Origin of the sequence: Scopulibacillus darangshiensis, assembly GCF_004341035.1 — a bacterium.
Taxonomy (GTDB): Bacteria; Bacillota; Bacilli; order Bacillales; family Sporolactobacillaceae; genus Scopulibacillus; species Scopulibacillus darangshiensis.
Window position 1 is genome coordinate 36,450 of the sequence record NZ_SLXK01000023.1, and the last position, 16,332, is coordinate 52,781.

The following is a 16,332-nucleotide window of genomic DNA, read 5'->3' on the forward strand; positions in this document are numbered from 1 at the left end:
GGGTGAATTTTTTAAACTAGTTTTATTTGATAAGTCTTCAGCCATTCATTCACTTGAATAAGGTAGTCAAACATCCTTGCAGCTAGCTGGGGTTTCATCTCACCCCGTCCCTCGGCGATCTTTGATATCATCGCCTTATCAATAAGACCAAAGACCGGAGCGTTCGTATCGTTTAAAATATTTTTCATCCAATCAGATACCCCTTTCAAATAAGCGGGGTTCTGATTAAATGGGTAGGCGCTTTTCTTTCTTGTACGGACGTCGTCGATTAACAAGCCGTCAAGCGCTCGTCTTAACAACCCTTTTTCCATACCGTCCACCGACTTAACTTCCCACGGCACATTCCACAAATAGTCAACGATCCGATAATCACAGAACGGCACCCTGACTTCAAACCCTACTGCCATGCTCATCCTGTCTTTCCGATCAAGCATAAATGGAAGAAATCTCGTCAAATTTAGATATTGCATCTGCCTGCGCTTCGCATCGATGTTGCTCTCGCCAGCAAGCTCAGGAACTTCAGATATAGCTTCATTATATCGCCGTTTGACGTAGGCTTCCGGTCTAATATGGTCAAAAGCTTCTTTATTTAAGATGCCACTCCGCCCCTTTGCCTGGATCATCCAAGGAAAGGTATCAGCATTCAGGAACTCTTCTTTATAAAACCACGGATAGCCGCCGAACACTTCGTCAGCAGATTCCCCGGATAAGGCGACGGTTGCGTCCTTTGTCATTTCTCTGAAAAGCAAGTAGAGAGATGTCTCCATCTCACCCAAACCAGGCAAATCCCGTGCATACATTTGTTTTAAAAGATGATCAACCTGTTCACCGGCACCAAGAACCATTTCGTGATGTTCAGTTCCGACCGATTCGGCCACCTTATAAATGTATGGTGTATCACGGTCAACGTGCATAAGATCCTGCTCAAAGTGCTTTTCGCTGTCAACGAAGTCGAGCGAATAAGAATGGAGGGTCCTGCCCTCTTTTTGAAAAATATCCCCGGCAATCGCTGTTAGAGCACTCGAATCAAGTCCCCCCGAAAGCATCGTAACTAAAGGCATATCAGATAAAAGCTGCCTGTGGGTAGTATCTAACAAAAGCTCACGAACTTTCTCCGTGCTTGAATGAACTGTATCTTCAAAAGGCTTGCTCTTGAGCTGCCAATAAGGCTTGATGCAAACACCGCTTTTCTTAACGACCATATAATGGCCTGCCCGAAGCTCGTTAATCCCGCGGAATACACCCACACCAGGGGTGCGCATTGGCCCTAAAGCAAAGATTTCGGCAAGGCCGTCTTTGTCGACTTCAGCATCAACCATTGGATGTGTGAGTATCGCTTTGATTTCAGAACCAAATATCATTGATTGCTCTCTTTGCGCGAAAAAAAGGGGCTTAACACCGAGGTGATCGCGCGCCATAAAAAATTGCCTGCGTTGATCATCCCAAATACCAAAGGCAAAAATGCCATTTAGGTGTTCTACACATGCCTCTTTCCATTCTATGTACGCGTGCAGGAGCACTTCGGTATCCGATGTTGTTTGGAACCTGTGCCCTTTTGCTTCAAGTTTCCGTTTTAATTCTTTATAATTATAAATTTCCCCATTGTAGGTTAATGTGTAAAGCTCGCCACCTTCCCTGCAGGTCATCGGCTGGGTGCCGCCTTCAGGATCAATAACAATCAACCGGCGGTGCGCCAGAGCGGCATGATCGTTCAACCAATAGCCTTCAGCATCCGGTCCGCGGTGCTCTATGGTATTTGCCATGTCTTTTAATATAGCTTGTTCTTGTGTCAGATTTCTCGTAAAGTCAATCCATCCAGCAATACCACACATCATTACCATCTCCTATTTTTTTTGCAGGCTTTAGCTTTCGTCTGCACTTTCCATTGTTGATCCTCTTAACACTATTTTTCAATGGATGCCGTTAAAACGTCACCCAATTGTAAAATATTAGGTCGTTGATCATGGTTGTTTTGCTACTGGATTTTTAAATGGATTTATGGCCAATAGGTCCTTAGATCTAGGGTTGTCCACAAGTGTAAGAAAAAAAGTGTGGCAGTCATGTTGCTACTCCCACACCTTAATCTCCACTTTGTTACTTAACCTTACCTACAAAACTGATCAGGCGAAATGGCGGTTGGACATCCGCAATTCACATGCTGATGCTGAACATCGCAGCAATATGAAACTGTATGCGGGTAATGGTGCTGATGCTGATAAATTTGGTGCACATTTACCTGTGTATGCTCTGGATGGAAATGATTCAGAACGTATGGCTGATAAACATCTAATACATTTTGTTTTGTAGGATCGGTTATGCCTTCTAGTTGTTTTGGCGGGCATTGTGCTGTGTTTTGTAATTGTTTTGGCGGGCACCAAGTCATTTTAATTCCCCCTTAAATAGTTAATACACTACTAAACTATGTTGGAGCGGGTCATCTTGTCTAATACGTTAACCTATTTTTACTCTGTGTGTTACAAAAGGGGCCCCTGCCTTGCATAGCATTAGCCCAATTTGAAGAAAGAAAAATTATGCTTGTGCAAAACGGAATTTTATCGTATAATAGTCGTTGTCAGCCTTTTAACCTTTATACAATAAGCGCTCGTAGCTCAGCTGGATAGAGCGGTGGTTTCCGGTACCACGTCTGCCGGGGGTTCGAATCCCTCCGAGCGCGCCATATTATACATACACATCAAATCCTTTCGCCGATGAAAGGATTTTTTTAATTTAAAGGACGGCATCTCGGATTTCCCGGATGCCGCCCTTTTAAATTTATTTAAAATGTCTCGTCAAAATCAAACTCGCATTCTTTCAATGGCACTACTTTTGTTTTCTTTATGAATTTGTAACCGAACCATAGGATAAGGAAGAGCGGAATACCTAGATATGCAGCAATAACGCTGCCCCAATCAATATTATTGGAAAGAAAGGCTTGGTAGTCCTGTGCCAAAATAACAATTAAACAGACCGCGAATGCGAAAATTGGACCGAAAGGATAAAACTTTGAATGATAAGGCAGCCTATCTAGAGTATATCCCTGTGCTAAATAGGCCTTTCGGAACCTGTAGTGGCTGACTGCAATGCCCACCCAGAAAATAAATCCGGTTACACCAACTGAGTTCATCAGCCAAATATAGACTTCCCCATCCCCATAGATTGAGGCAAAGAAGGCAAACATACCAACAACCGCGGTCAATATAATGGCTGCACCAGGAACGCCGCGTTTATTAAGCCGGCCAAAAACACGCGGTGCCTGTCCATTCTTTGCCATAGCATAAATCATGCGTGCCGACGCATAAAGGCTTGAATTGCCGGCGGATAATACAGCAGTTAAGATAACGGCATTCATGACTGAAGCCGCAAAGGCCAGTCCAGCTCTTTGGAAAACCAAAGTAAAAGGACTTACCATTATGCTGTCGCTCTGCAAACTCTTACTTGTGTAGGGGATGATTAACCCGATAATCAGGATCGCCAAAATATAAAAAAGGAAAATCCGCCAAAAAGTACTCTTGACCGCCTTTGGAACGTTCTTTGCGGGATTCTCGCTTTCACCGGCAGCTACACCGACAATTTCAGTCCCTTGAAAAGAAAAACCCGCGGCTAGAAAGATCCCTAAAGTCGCAAAGAACCCTCCAGAAAAAGGCGCATCGCCGGCAGTAAAATGACTGAATCCAATGGCTTTGCCTCCCATGATACCAAAGATCATCAATAATCCCACGATAATGAAGATAATGACGGTTGTCACTTTGACAAAGGAGAACCAATACTCTCCTTCACCATAACCCTTTACAGATAAATAATTCAGCGCAAAAATAATTATTAAAAACAGACCGCTCCAAAGAAACGACGGGCTGTTAGGAAACCAAAACTTCATGACAAGCGTTGCCGCTGAAAGCTCTGCCGCCAGAGTCATCGCCCAGCTGTACCAATAGTTCCAGCCAAGGGCAAACCCAAAAGCCGGATCAATGAACTTAGTGCCATACGTACTGAAGGCACCGCTTGTCGGCATGACGGCCGCCATCTCCCCAAGGCTTGTCATAACGAAATAAACCATCATGCCAATAACAGCATAGGCTAACAACGCCCCGCCGGGACCGGCCGTATGAATGGCGGACCCGCTTCCAAGGAATAGCCCAGTACCGATGGACCCACCGATTGCAATCATTGTTAAATGCCGCGATTTCAAACCGCGTTTTAAACTATTTGATCCTCCTGTTGACTGTTGTAAGTCAAGGTTTTCCTGTCTTTGCTGCTGCATCTCCTTCAATCCCTCCATGTTGTTCTAGGATGTTTGCCAATTATGAAGCGCTTACAACTTTTTCATGTTGCCATACCCATTAAAAAAAAAAGTTACCTTCCTATTTTACTGAAAATTTTTATTTATGGAAAGGGCTTTTTTAATATTCATTAATTTGGAAAATGATTGATATTGAATAAAAATGACAAATCAAAACCAACCTACCTATAAATGCATACCAACGAAACGGAGGAATCAGCATGTCCAAAAAAAGTTTGATGATCGGTATGTTATGTGCATCTCTATTGGGGCTTGGTGTTTTCTTTGGTCTTGAACACAGCCACAATACACAAGCCACGAGTGATGAAACTGTTTTCACCGGCGTGAATTTATCGTGCAGCGGCTGTGAGGAGAAAATGGAAAATGCCTTAAGCAAAATCATCGGCATTAAAGACTACAAAATGAATCCCGAGAAAAAAACAGTGACTGTTGTGTTTAACCATAGAATCATGCAGCCTGAGTGGATTGAGCAATCCCTAAAGGCAGCAGGATTTGATCCAAAATAAACCAGCAAAGAGGGGCCAAGCCCGGGGCTAAAAACCCGGGCTTGGCCCCTGTTTAAAAGCGATACAATCAGGGTAAGATGGTTTATAGGCCCCCCTAGAGAAAAACCTTACATAATTTCAAGTGTTTAATTTGACCTATCCTGACCAATAGGGTATGATGAAATCAAGTTAAGAAAAAGATGCCAAAAAATGAAAAAGATAATGAAAAGGAGGATGTTCGATGCCTTTAATTCCTACAGTCATTGAGCAAACAAACCGGGGAGAACGCGCATATGATATTTATTCCCGTCTATTAAAAGATAGGATTATAATGCTTGGGAGCGCAATTGATGACAATGTAGCAAACGCCATCGTTGCTCAGCTGTTATTCTTGGCTGCGGAAGATCCCGAAAAGGATATTTCCCTTTATATTAACAGCCCAGGCGGATCAATCTCCGCGGGCATGGCAATCTATGACACCATGCAGCATATCAAACCGAAAGTATCTACCATTTGTATCGGTATGGCTGCATCGATGGGGGCATTCTTGCTTGCAGCCGGCGAGCCTGGCAAACGGTTTGGTCTGCCAAACAGTGAAGTCATGATACACCAGCCGCTTGGCGGAACCCAAGGTCAAGCAACCGATATCGAGATCCATGCCAAGCGCATTATTAAAATGCGCGAAACGATTAATAAAATTCTTTCCGAGAGAACCGGTCAACCTATCGAGGTCATTGACCGCGACACAGACCGCGACAACTTCATGAGCGCAGAGGATGCAAAAAAATACGGTCTGATTGATGACGTATTAACAAAATAACAGATAGAAAAGCCTTCCGAAACCGGAAGGCTTTTTCTTTGCCTTAAATATGTTCTTGACTTACAAAAGCTTGTAATGCCGCCACAGCTTCGGTTTCATCAGCACCTTCAGCAATAAGAGTAACCGGCGCTTCAGCTCCCACAGCAAGGCTCATAATGCCCATGATGCTTTTAGCATTGACTTTCTTTCCACCCTTAACCAAATAGATGTAGGCATTAAATTTGTTCGCTTCTTGAACGAATAAGGCTGCGGGTCTCGCTTGCAAACCACTTTTCAAATTCACCGTCATTTCTTTTTCTACCAATGACCTTAACCTCCTATATGCCTTTTCCTTTTAGAATAGGCACCCCTTTTCGTATTTTATCGGCAATCGCTTCAATTTTGCGGAAGCGGTGATTAATGCCAGATTTACTAATTCGTTCACCCTGTACCAGTTCCCCAAGCTCTTTAAGTGTGACATCAGGATGCTTGACCCTTAACTCAGCAATTTCTCTTAGCCTCTCGGGCAGCTGGTCAAGTCCCATTTCTTGCTCAATGAGACGAATATTCTCAATTTGCTTCATTGCAGCGCTGACCGTTTTATTCAAATTGGCTGTTTCACAGTTCACGAGACGGTTCACTGAATTTCGCATGTCTTTAACAATCCTGATATCTTCAAAATAAAGAAGGGCCTGATGGGCGCCAATGATACTCAAAAATTCGGTAATCTTTTCGCCCTCTTTCATGTAAATGATATAACCGTTTTTCCGCGGCAACATCTTTACATTCAAATCAAAGCGATTCATTAATTCAGCAAGTGACTTTGTATATTCTTCGTAGCTTGAAAAAATCTCAAGGTGATATGAGGACTCGGGATGATTGAGCGAACCTCCTGCCAGAAAGGCGCCCCGCAGATAGGAGCGGCGGCAGCATGGCTTCCTAATCAATGACGGGTCTATCTCTCTTGTGAACATAAGGTGATCATCTATAATTTTCAAATCGTGCAGCATTGCTTTCGCATGTTCCTTAACCCTGACGATGTAAACATTATTTTTTTTCAACCGCATTTTTCGTCTGACAAGCAATTCAATTGAATAATCATAACTCTTTTTTATTAGCGTATATATTCGCCTTGCGATCGCTGCATTTTCTGTTGAAATATCTAGACTTAATTGTTTATTCATAATAGATATGGAACCATTCATTCGGATTAAAGCAGCAAGCTCCGATTTAGCGCAGCATGCCTTGACGTCCATCTGGGTGAGTTCCTTTTTTGTTTCGGCTGCAAAAGACATGGGTCCACCCCTTAAATTTTGCTTTACCTGACTTTAATAGCCGGCAAAAGTGACATGAGCCACTTTGTGACAATTTCTTCATCGTGTCTTATGACTGAATGATCATATTTAATAATGCGATCACTAACAATATTTAACCCCAGCTCCTGCAATTTCTTTTTGTCATGCATGACCGGACGGGCGCCTTCTAACGCATAGCGATCTTGAATGCGTTTCGGGATCGTCGTGTTATTGACGATGACATAATCCAGAAAATCATCCGATACATGATCCATCAGTACCTTAACATGGTCTGATGCAGAAAATCGGTCAGTCTCCCCAAGTTGGGTCATCACGTTGCAAATATAGACCTTCTTCGCCTTCGCTTTGCCTATTTCGTGCGCCAGTTCAGGAACCAATAAATTTGGTAATACACTTGTATACAGACTTCCAGGTCCGAGGACAATCAGATCAGCCTCGCGGATTGCCTCGATACTTTCGGGCAGAGGCTCGATGTTCCTAGGCTTTAAAAAAACGCGTTCGATTTTTTTGTTGGATTTTGGGATTTGTGATTCACCTTCAACGATTGAGCCGTCACTCATCACCGCGCCCAATACAATGCTCTGGTTTGCCGCAGGAAGCACCTTGCCCTTCACATTTAAAATTCGGCTTAATTCCCGTATTCCCATCACGAAATCGCCAGTAATCGATGTTAATGCGGCAATTAAAAGGTTGCCGAGTGAATGGCCGCTAAGTCCGTTGCCATTTTCAAACCGATGTTGCAATAATTGTTCGAACATTGGTTCGGTTTCGGACAATGCGACAAGGACATTACGAATGTCTCCGGGGGGAGGAATCTGCAGCTCATTGCGCAAAAGCCCAGAGCTTCCGCCATCGTCTGCCACAGTTACAATAGCAGTAATATCCAATGGCTGCTTCTTCAAACCCCTAAGGAGGACCGATAAACCGGTTCCACCGCCAATAGCTACCACTTTATATTGCTTTGTCATAACTTAATGTTTCCTTTGGTGACATCACGGTGGGAAACATGTGTCGGATAGTCTGATGAGATGTTTCGGGCAATCTGCTCCGCTAAAGCAACAGAACGATGCTTTCCTCCCGTACAGCCGATGGCGATAACGAGCTGTCTTTTGCCTTCACGCTTATATTGCGGCAGCATGAAGGTTAACAAATCCATTAATTTCTGCAAAAATTGTTTTGCTTCCGTCCATTTAAAAACATAATCAGCTACATCGGCTTCTAATCCCGTCCTGTCCCTCATATGTTCAATATAATATGGATTTGGTAAAAAACGGACATCAAAGACAAGGTCGGCGTCGATAGGTATGCCGTATTTAAAACCAAAAGACAGCACGTTGACACAGAAAGACTGTGTTTTGTTACTGCTGAATTGACTTATGATTTTTTCACGCAGCTCTGCCGGCTTTAACTCGGTGGTATCTATATAATTTTGCGCAATGCCTTTCATTTGTTCGAGCATATCACGCTCAAGCTTGATCCCTTCAACAGGCCGCCCTGTTGGTGACAGAGGATGGGTCCGTCTTGTCTCTTTGTAGCGGCGAACAAGCACCTGATCCTTTGCATCCAAAAAAAGAATTTTGGGCTTAATATTTTCGTTTTTGCTCAATCCGTCAATGGATTCAAAAAGCGAATCGAAAAATTCTCTGCCGCGCAAATCCATCACTAGAGCAAGCTTATTTAGTTTATCGCCTGATTCCTCAATAAGATCAATGAACTTTGGCAGCAGTGTCGGAGGCAAATTATCGATGCAGAAAAAGCCGAGGTCTTCAAAGCTTTGGGTCGCAACTGTCTTCCCCGCCCCAGACATCCCTGTTATAATGACAACTTGAATATCTTCACTCATCATTCCTACCCCCTTTGTTGTAAAAACATGATCTAGCTTGGGTCCAATCTATAACTTAAAAGCTCAAAATCTGGTGAGTAATGAAAGGTGCCAAAGATCATGCCGTGACCGCGCAGGACATAGTCCAGGAGATGACGGTCACCCTCTGCCATCGGCAATTCTTGAAAATGGTCAGTCTGCTGCCATTCCAGATCACCTTCCACACTTTTTTCCACCATTTGGCCTTCGAATTGGTCTGCATAAAAAGTAAACATCATCCATTCGGAAACGATGTGTTCACCTTCCTTTATGACAAACGTAAAAATACCTTTTAATACAGGGTTTTGCAAGTAAAGGCTTGTTTCTTCCCGGAATTCACGAATCACGGTATCCTTGACGGATTCTCCGCTTTCCATCTTCCCGCCGGGCGCCACCCACCAGCCCCGTCTTGGTTTTTTTAACATTAAGACATGATCGTCTTTTTGTAATAAACAGTTGGTTACTCTTTGCACAAGACTCACCTCTGTTTTATTATACTAAAAACAATTGGCCTTCACAAAGAGACAGACACCTTGTTTTTCATAGGTTAATCAGAAAGTATAGTGCTCCTCCACTTCGCTTCGTCGCAAGGCACCGTAGACGAGGTGGCAGGCAGTAGTAGCCTTTCTGACGCACATAAGTGCATTGGCTAAAGGCGTAACATCCTGTTACAACGCCAGTACTAGCACGTCCTATGCGTCGCAACTACGCCTCTGTCTTCACCAAAGGCTCGCCAATCGGCGAGTTTTCTTTAGGGCCATTCCTCGGTGTAAACGGGTTTTTTAAGGTAAAAAAAGAGACATGAGCGCGGAAGCCCATGTCTTAAAAAAATTTTATTAAAAGGGGGTCAATTTCTTATTTACTACTATAACCCATGTATATTTCATCCGTGTTACAACTGGATTAAGGGAGGGTAACTTTTTAAGGCTTTTACGTATTAAAGTCATGAGACTTTTGACTTTTCTTTAAACCCTTCGACAAACTTTTGAGCAGATTGAGCAGCGATACTCCCATCTCCAGTAGCTGTTACAATTTGACGAAGTTCTTTTTCGCGGATGTCGCCTGCTGCGAAAATCCCAGGGACTTTTGTCTCCATTTGTTCATTTGTGACGACATATCCGGCTTCATTCGTTACGCCGAGATTTAATACGGACTGATTTAGCGGCAGCATGCCAATATAAATGAATACGCCGTCAATAGCCATATCCTGCTCTGTGCCATCCTGAGTATTTACTAAAGTGACCTTGCCGACCTTGCCGTTTACATCATGAATTTCTTTTACAGTGTGATTCCAAATAAAGTCGATTTTTTCATTGTCAAATGCGCGTTGCTGCAATATCTTTTGTGCCCTTAATTCATCACGGCGGTGAACAATAGTGACTTTCTTTGCAAAGCGGGTAAGGTAAACGCCTTCTTCAACGGCAGAATCGCCGCCGCCAACAACAATCAGCTCTTTATTTTTGAAAAAGGCGCCATCACAAACCGCACAGTAAGAAACACCGCGTCCGCCGAGTTCTTGTTCACCAGGGACACCAATTTTTTTATATTCCGCACCGGTTGCAATAATAACCGACAAGGCCTTATATTCCTTATTCCCGGCCACAACAGTTTTGTAATCTTCACCGTCCCGGATTTCTTTAATATCGCCGTAGGCATATTCCGCACCGAACTTTTTCGCGTGCTCAAACATTTTGTTTGAGAGGTCGGGTCCCAGGATTTGCTCAAAACCAGGGTAATTTTCAACATCCTCGGTATTAGCCATTTGCCCACCTGGAATACCGCGTTCAATCATCAGTGTATCTAAATTGGCACGGGAGGCATACACAGCAGCTGTCATTCCGGCAGGTCCTGCGCCTGCAATGATCACGTCATAAATTTTTTCTGTTGTCATGTCAGATCATTCCTTTACAAGATGATGGATCATTCCCATGTTAACCATCTTCTGTGCATTTTATTTTTTCTTCTAATTACAATTCTATGCTATAAGAGACGCCACGTGTCGTCTACAAATTTGCTCAGGGGAAATTAGAGAAGGAATTATTTTATTTTTACACACCATATTTAGTTAAGTCATTATCGAACATAGCGCGGACGATGACCGATGACCTTACAAACTACAATAAAAGCTTCACTCATTCATTATAGGACTTAGATTCCATTATTTGCTCAAAATCCACTCATTTGACCCCTTAAATCCCCGAATAACGGAACCACAGTCCTATTCGATCATCAAATATAGCATTTTGGCACAAATAGCGGAATGACGGTCCGATAAAATAAAAGCAGATGTTTCTGTTTCCAATTTATCGCAATTCACAAGAAATGTATCTCCCTATTTGGGTAAAGGGAAAAATATACGGGCAAACACCCAAAAGTCACAATGAGTTAGCCACACGGCGGCCTTTTTTTCCTGAACATCAAAGAAAACCCTCCAGGATTTAGCGCGGCGGGTTTTCTATTAAAACGCTGCTTGTTGCTGCTCATTCCGGTTGTTAACTAAGATCGTCCAACCCGTCACGCAGGCGGTTAACATGCTTTCTTAACTGATAAACCGTCGTGTCAAATTGTTTGGCGATCCGAGATTGGGTCTCGGCCATCTCGTTTTCCTTTTTCCAAAGATAGGCCAGCGCTGCTGCCCAAGCTTTGGCTTCAATGTCATCATCAGTCTGAATCAAATCAAAGACAATCGCCCACCATCCATACAAATCACAATACTGCATCATCGGCCGGCTATTGCCAAAATGCTCCTCAAGAATCAGCATAATATCAACGCTGTCATCATTTGACTTTAATAAGCGAGCGGCAATGGCACTAACAAGCGGGCTTTCCTTAGTTTGGCTTATCGCCTTGATTTGGTCATAGGCAGCTTGATCACCTAAATATCTAAGATAAAAGAGCGAATAGACCTTATGAGTACTGCTGTCTGCTTCCGCAAGCTGCTGATGCACAAGTGAACGGACCATAGGATTATCCTTGGCATCATCGGCAAGAAACATTTCCCTGACTTTTCCGTATTGGTATGGGTGGAATGGCTGATCCTTAAAGAAATTTGCTTGATTCCAGGTCCGTATGGCAAGCTCCTTTAGCCCGACACGAAAGCTGGCAAGTGCAAGCCAAAAATAAAATGCCTGATCTCCGTAAATGCCTGCCTTTTCTGCAGACATCAGCCAATGAAAGGCTTTTTCATATTCACCTATAAATAGATAGGTTGATCCAAGCTTACTGCGGTGTTCAGGGAAAAATGGATACAAACTATCAATCTTTGGAAGCAATGCTTCAAGCTTTTCCGTTTCATTAAGCTGATAGTAAAAAGTAGTCAAATTGCACAAAGCATGCACATTACCCGGATCCTGCTCTAAAACCCTTTCGATCGTCTTGTAAGCTTGTGGTGTGTTACCTTGGGAGTAATAGGCAACGGCGAGATTATTATAAGCCGCCCAAAATGATGGTCTGTCCACAATCACTTTTTTAAACAACGTGACCGCCTTTTTATATTGTCCCCGTTCCAGAGCCTGGCGTCCTTTCTCATGCTCGGCAACATAGCCTTCATCTTCCTCGTGCAGGCCGCCGGATTCGATCGTCAGGAGCTTATAAAGCTCTCTTGCTTCCTGAATGAAACCGCCTTTAGGCTCTAGGGATATATAAGTCCGAACTTCCTTAAGAGCTTCTTCAAACCGCCCAAGATAGGCGTAATTGTTGGCCATAAAAAAATAACATTCCGTTAAATGTTCATCTAATTCCATAACAACTTTTCGCAATATATCGATCGACGCTTCATATTCCTCCAGCTCTGACAATATTGCGGCCTGTTGGCATAAGTATTCTGTTTCTTCTGGTTCAAAAGCGATCGCCCGGTCTACATATTTGGAAGCCCGCAGCAAATCCCCCTTTTGATAAGCCGTGATTCCTTTTTGAAAGTAATATTCTCCATCTGGATGAAAGGTAATCACACGTGCTTTTTTTGACATCCGTTCCGATTTCATATCGACGACGTCCTCCGTATCAAACGACAAATTTATTCTTTTAAAAGTATAACACACATATGCTTTTAAGTAAGGACACCAATCATACTTTTTATTGGAACTTTGTTAATTAGTAGTTGCGGCGCACAGGACGTGCTAGTACTGGCGTTGTAATAGGATGTTACGTCTTTAGCCAGTGCACTTATGTGCGTCTGAAAGTTATACTTTCTGATTAACCAAAAGAGCCGAAGCTTAATTTCCAGCCTCGGCAGTTGAGTGATGCCGTTTTTCCAGCACTTTCAAGATTTGATCCAAGCCTACCTTTTGTTCCCTTAGAAGAACCATGAGGTGATACAATAAATCCGCTGCTTCCCATTCAAGTTCCTCGACTGAACGGTTTTTAGCGGCAATGATGACTTCGGCCGCTTCTTCCCCGACCTTTTTTAGGATTTTGTCCACACCTTCATCGAAAAGATACGTCGTGTATGCCCCTTCAGGTCTTTCAGTTTCCCTTTTGGCAATAGTTTCCTCAAGTTCGTTCAAAATGTCAAATCGTCCTCCACTAAGCTCGCCATCTTTCTCATCCCGCTCTTCAAATAAAGATCCTGAAAAACAGCTATATGAACCTGTGTGACAAGCTGGACCTTGGGGATCCACTTTTACAACTAAAGCGTCTTTGTCACAATCAAAGCGAATATCAACAATCGCCTGTTTGTTTCCCGATGTTGCGCCTTTATGCCATAGCTCCCCACGAGAACGGCTGAAGAACCATGTTTCACCAGTTTCAAGCGATTTCTTTACCGATTCCCGATTCATATAAGCGACGGTCAGCACTTCTTTGCTCTGTGCATCCTGAACAACCGCCGGAATTAAGCCGTCACTATCATATTGAAGATTGTCTAATGTCATCTTACAACGACTCCTTTAGCTTTTAAGTAGTCCTTTACATGGCTGATCGATGTTTCCTTAAAGTGAAAAATAGAGGCGGCCAATGCCGCATCAGCATGAGCATCCGTAAAAACATCGTAAAAATCCTTAGCCTTGCCAGCCCCGCCGGACGCAATGACCGGGACACTGACTGCATCATTGACGGCCCGTGTCAGCTCCCTATGGAAGCCTGATTTCTCGCCGTCCTTATCCATGCTCGTCAGCAAAATTTCCCCCGCTCCGCATGTGACGGCCTTTTGCGCCCACTCAATAGCATCAAGCTCGGTTAATTGTTTCCCGCCATGAGTGTACACATGGTAGCTTTCTGTTGCGGGATGATATTTCGCATCAATTGCAACAACAATACATTGGCTGCCAAAGTATGCGGCACCTTCTTCAATCAACCTTGGATTAAGAACGGCTGATGAGTTTAATGATACCTTATCAGCCCCTGCTCTTAACATGCGCTTGATATCATCCAAAGTCTTTATGCCGCCGCCTACTGTAAAAGGGATGGATAATTGCTCAGCCACGCGGCGAACAACATCAACCATTGTCTCGCGCCCTTCAGAAGATGCAGAAATATCAAGGAATACGAGCTCATCAGCCCCTTCACGATTATAAAATTTGGCGAGTTCAACAGGGTCTCCGGCTTCTTGTAATGCTTCAAACTGAATGCCTTTAACAACCCGGCCATCCTTGACATCCAAACAGGGGATGATTCTCTTAGCCAGCATGGTTTGCCACCTCTAAAGCATCCGCCAATGTTAAAACATTCGTGTAAAGCGCCTTGCCGATGATCGCTCCAGCAATGCCGGCTGACACATTGGCAGCAAGCTCCTTCACATCACTAATTGCCGAGACGCCCCCAGAGGCAATCACTTGTTGTCCCGTTGCTTGTGCGAAGCTCTGTATTTCCTCCACGTTCGGCCCTTTTAGAGCCCCATCACGGGAAATATCCGTATAAATAAAGGTTTTCGCGCCCGCAGCTGCCAGTTCTTTTCCTAAATCAACAGCTGACACATCAGACGTTTTGAGCCATCCTTCCGCAGCGACCCTGCCATCCCTGGCATCGATGCCAATCGCAACCTGTTCCGGAAACCGCCTTAGTGCCTCTTTTACAAATTCCGGATCAGAAATAGCCGAGCTGCCAAGGATAATCCGGTCAACCCCTGCCTTTAAATAATCCTCAACATTTTCAATACATCTAATTCCGCCCCCGACCTCAACTTTGACCGGCACAGCTGCGGAAATGTCTTTGATGATATCGGCATTTACCGGTTTGCCGGATCTTGCACCATCCAAATCGACGAGATGAAGCCATTCTGCTCCTTGTTCATAAAATGAACGAGCCATTTCTATCGGCTCATCATGATATACCGTTTCTTGACGAAAATCACCTTGATATAGGCGGACACACTTCCCGCCGCGGAGATCAATTGCCGGATATATTGTAAATGTCATGTCCTAACTCCCCCTTGTGCTAAACTGCAAAAGTTCTTTAATATGGCCAGTCCACTCGGTCCGCTTTTTTCCGGGTGAAATTGGGTGCCGAAAACATGGCCTTTGCCTACTATGGCTGGCACCTCAACATGGTATCCGGCCGTAGCAATCAATAAGCTTTCATCAGACGTCATGACATAATAGGAATGGACAAAATAGGCATAGTCCTCTGAAAGACCTTGGAGAAGCGGCGACTCAGGCTTTTTAAAATCAAGGTGATTCCATCCCATATGCGGCACTTTATATGTCTCACGCATCACATCACTTCCTGTAAATCGAATGACCCGTCCTTTTAATAAGGATAATCCCGGTGTAAGCCCGTTTTCCTCACTTTCATCAAAGAGCAGCTGCATACCGAGGCAAATCCCCAGCATTGGTTTGCTCTCTGCATATTCCCGCAAAAAGGCAATATGTCCGTCCCTTTTTAGACAAACCATAGCATCCCGAAATGCTCCAACGCCGGGAAGGATTATTCCGTTTGATTGTCTTAATTCATCATGGTTAGATGAAACAATGTAGGGAACATGCAAACGTTTCAACGCTGAACAAACACTGTGAAGATTACCCATGCCATAATCCAGTATGCCGATCATCCGAGTGTCCCTTTCGTGGAAGGAATCCCTTTCACCCTTGGGTCCATCTGTGTTGCGGAATCAAGCGCCCTGCCCAATGCTTTAAAGACAGCTTCGATGATGTGATGGGTATTCTTGCCGTAATGGATGATCACGTGAAGATTCATTCTTGCCTCAAGAGCAAGCTTCCAAAGAAATTCATCGACAAGTTCGGTATCAAATGTTCCTGCCTTTTGTGAGGGGATTTCCCCACGGCATTCAAAATGAGGACGGTCACTTAAATCGATAACAACCTCCGCAAGGGCATCGTCCATAGGGACTACGGCGTGCCCATAACGCCTTATCCCTTTTTTATCGCCAAGGGCTTGCTTGAGTGCCTGTCCGAGGCAAATCCCAACATCCTCAGTTGTATGATGGTCATCAACTTCAGTATCACCCGATGCCTTAACCTTTAAATTAAATAGTCCGTGTTTTGTGAATAAATCCAGCATGTGCGTCAGAAAGGGGACACCTGTTTCGATCGCAGCGATCCCTTCCCCATCAATGTCGAATTTTAACGCAATGGTTGTTTCAGATGTCGTTCTTTCTATTTGGCTGTCTCGGGTCATTC

General features: G+C 43.9%; 17 protein-coding genes and 1 tRNA gene. 3 read left to right on the plus strand and 15 right to left on the minus strand.

From position 1 onward, the window contains the following. Positions 1 to 11 precede the first annotated feature (11 nt). On the minus strand, positions 12 to 1,832 hold the full coding sequence (gene asnB, locus EV207_RS14610) for an asparagine synthase (glutamine-hydrolyzing) (protein ID WP_132746930.1): 1,821 nt from the start codon (positions 1,830 to 1,832) through the stop codon (positions 12 to 14). A gap of 272 nt (positions 1,833 to 2,104) precedes the next feature. Beyond that, positions 2,105 to 2,383: a CotD family spore coat protein gene (locus EV207_RS14615; protein ID WP_132746895.1), complete on the minus strand. Its 279-nt coding sequence runs from the start codon at positions 2,381 to 2,383 to the stop codon at positions 2,105 to 2,107. 215 nt (positions 2,384 to 2,598) lie between these two features. On the opposite strand from EV207_RS14615, the gene EV207_RS14620 reads away from it, so the two are divergent. Then, a tRNA-Arg gene (locus EV207_RS14620) sits at positions 2,599 to 2,677 on the plus strand. Between the two features lie 99 nt (positions 2,678 to 2,776). Here EV207_RS14620 and EV207_RS14625 read toward each other — a convergent pair. Then, positions 2,777 to 4,258: an amino acid permease gene (locus tag EV207_RS14625; RefSeq protein WP_132746896.1), complete on the minus strand. Its 1,482-nt coding sequence runs from the start codon at positions 4,256 to 4,258 to the stop codon at positions 2,777 to 2,779. Between the two features lie 239 nt (positions 4,259 to 4,497). Here EV207_RS14625 and EV207_RS14630 point away from each other — a divergent pair, with 239 nt between their 5' ends. Both EV207_RS14630 and clpP read left to right on the plus strand, forming a co-directional pair. Beyond that, positions 4,498 to 4,803: a heavy-metal-associated domain-containing protein gene (locus EV207_RS14630; protein WP_132746897.1), complete on the plus strand. Its 306-nt coding sequence runs from the start codon at positions 4,498 to 4,500 to the stop codon at positions 4,801 to 4,803. Positions 4,804 to 5,023: 220 nt separating this feature from the next. Then, the gene (gene clpP, locus EV207_RS14635) at positions 5,024 to 5,602 is read left to right on the plus strand and encodes an ATP-dependent Clp endopeptidase proteolytic subunit ClpP (RefSeq protein ID WP_132746898.1); all 579 of its coding nucleotides are present in this window, start codon (positions 5,024 to 5,026) and stop codon (positions 5,600 to 5,602) included. Positions 5,603 to 5,645: 43 nt separating this feature from the next. On the opposite strand, the gene EV207_RS14640 is transcribed toward clpP, so the two are convergent. The 12 genes from EV207_RS14640 to hisB form a co-directional block, all read right to left on the minus strand. Next, positions 5,646 to 5,906 (minus strand): HPr family phosphocarrier protein, encoded by a 261-nt coding sequence (locus tag EV207_RS14640; RefSeq protein ID WP_132746899.1) that lies wholly within the window; start codon positions 5,904 to 5,906, stop codon positions 5,646 to 5,648. Positions 5,907 to 5,919: 13 nt separating this feature from the next. Then, positions 5,920 to 6,876, minus strand: coding sequence for a DNA-binding protein WhiA (gene whiA / locus EV207_RS14645; protein WP_132746900.1), 957 nt, complete (start codon positions 6,874 to 6,876; stop codon positions 5,920 to 5,922). 23 nt (positions 6,877 to 6,899) lie between these two features. Further along, the gene (locus EV207_RS14650; protein ID WP_132746901.1) at positions 6,900 to 7,865 is read right to left on the minus strand and encodes a gluconeogenesis factor YvcK family protein; all 966 of its coding nucleotides are present in this window, start codon (positions 7,863 to 7,865) and stop codon (positions 6,900 to 6,902) included. After that, positions 7,862 to 8,743: an RNase adapter RapZ gene (rapZ, locus tag EV207_RS14655; protein ID WP_424511374.1), complete on the minus strand. Its 882-nt coding sequence runs from the start codon at positions 8,741 to 8,743 to the stop codon at positions 7,862 to 7,864. The genes EV207_RS14650 and rapZ overlap by 4 nt, the downstream gene beginning before the upstream one ends. A gap of 29 nt (positions 8,744 to 8,772) precedes the next feature. Further along, a complete protein-coding gene (locus EV207_RS14660; protein WP_132746902.1) occupies positions 8,773 to 9,231 on the minus strand; it encodes an 8-oxo-dGTP diphosphatase in 459 nt (152 codons plus the stop codon). 470 nt (positions 9,232 to 9,701) lie between these two features. Beyond that, positions 9,702 to 10,649, minus strand: coding sequence for a thioredoxin-disulfide reductase (gene trxB, locus EV207_RS14665; protein ID WP_132746903.1), 948 nt, complete (start codon positions 10,647 to 10,649; stop codon positions 9,702 to 9,704). A gap of 601 nt (positions 10,650 to 11,250) precedes the next feature. Then, complete coding sequence (locus EV207_RS14670) at positions 11,251 to 12,741, minus strand: tetratricopeptide repeat protein (RefSeq protein WP_132746904.1); 1,491 nt, start codon at positions 12,739 to 12,741, stop codon at positions 11,251 to 11,253. Between the two features lie 231 nt (positions 12,742 to 12,972). Then, the gene (gene hisIE, locus EV207_RS14675; protein ID WP_132746905.1) at positions 12,973 to 13,629 is read right to left on the minus strand and encodes a bifunctional phosphoribosyl-AMP cyclohydrolase/phosphoribosyl-ATP diphosphatase HisIE; all 657 of its coding nucleotides are present in this window, start codon (positions 13,627 to 13,629) and stop codon (positions 12,973 to 12,975) included. Then, positions 13,626 to 14,384, minus strand: coding sequence for an imidazole glycerol phosphate synthase subunit HisF (gene hisF, locus EV207_RS14680; RefSeq protein WP_132746906.1), 759 nt, complete (start codon positions 14,382 to 14,384; stop codon positions 13,626 to 13,628). Before hisF ends, hisIE begins: the two co-directional genes overlap by 4 nt. Next, positions 14,374 to 15,111 carry a 1-(5-phosphoribosyl)-5-[(5-phosphoribosylamino)methylideneamino]imidazole-4-carboxamide isomerase gene (hisA, locus tag EV207_RS14685; protein ID WP_132746907.1) on the minus strand — a complete coding sequence of 246 codons (738 nt, stop codon included), beginning with the start codon at positions 15,109 to 15,111 and terminating at the stop codon, positions 14,374 to 14,376. The genes hisF and hisA overlap by 11 nt, the downstream gene beginning before the upstream one ends. Then, on the minus strand, positions 15,108 to 15,743 hold the full coding sequence (hisH, locus tag EV207_RS14690; RefSeq protein WP_132746908.1) for an imidazole glycerol phosphate synthase subunit HisH: 636 nt from the start codon (positions 15,741 to 15,743) through the stop codon (positions 15,108 to 15,110). Before hisH ends, hisA begins: the two co-directional genes overlap by 4 nt. Continuing rightward, a complete protein-coding gene (hisB, locus tag EV207_RS14695; protein ID WP_132746909.1) occupies positions 15,740 to 16,330 on the minus strand; it encodes an imidazoleglycerol-phosphate dehydratase HisB in 591 nt (196 codons plus the stop codon). Before hisB ends, hisH begins: the two co-directional genes overlap by 4 nt. Positions 16,331 to 16,332 lie beyond the last annotated feature (2 nt).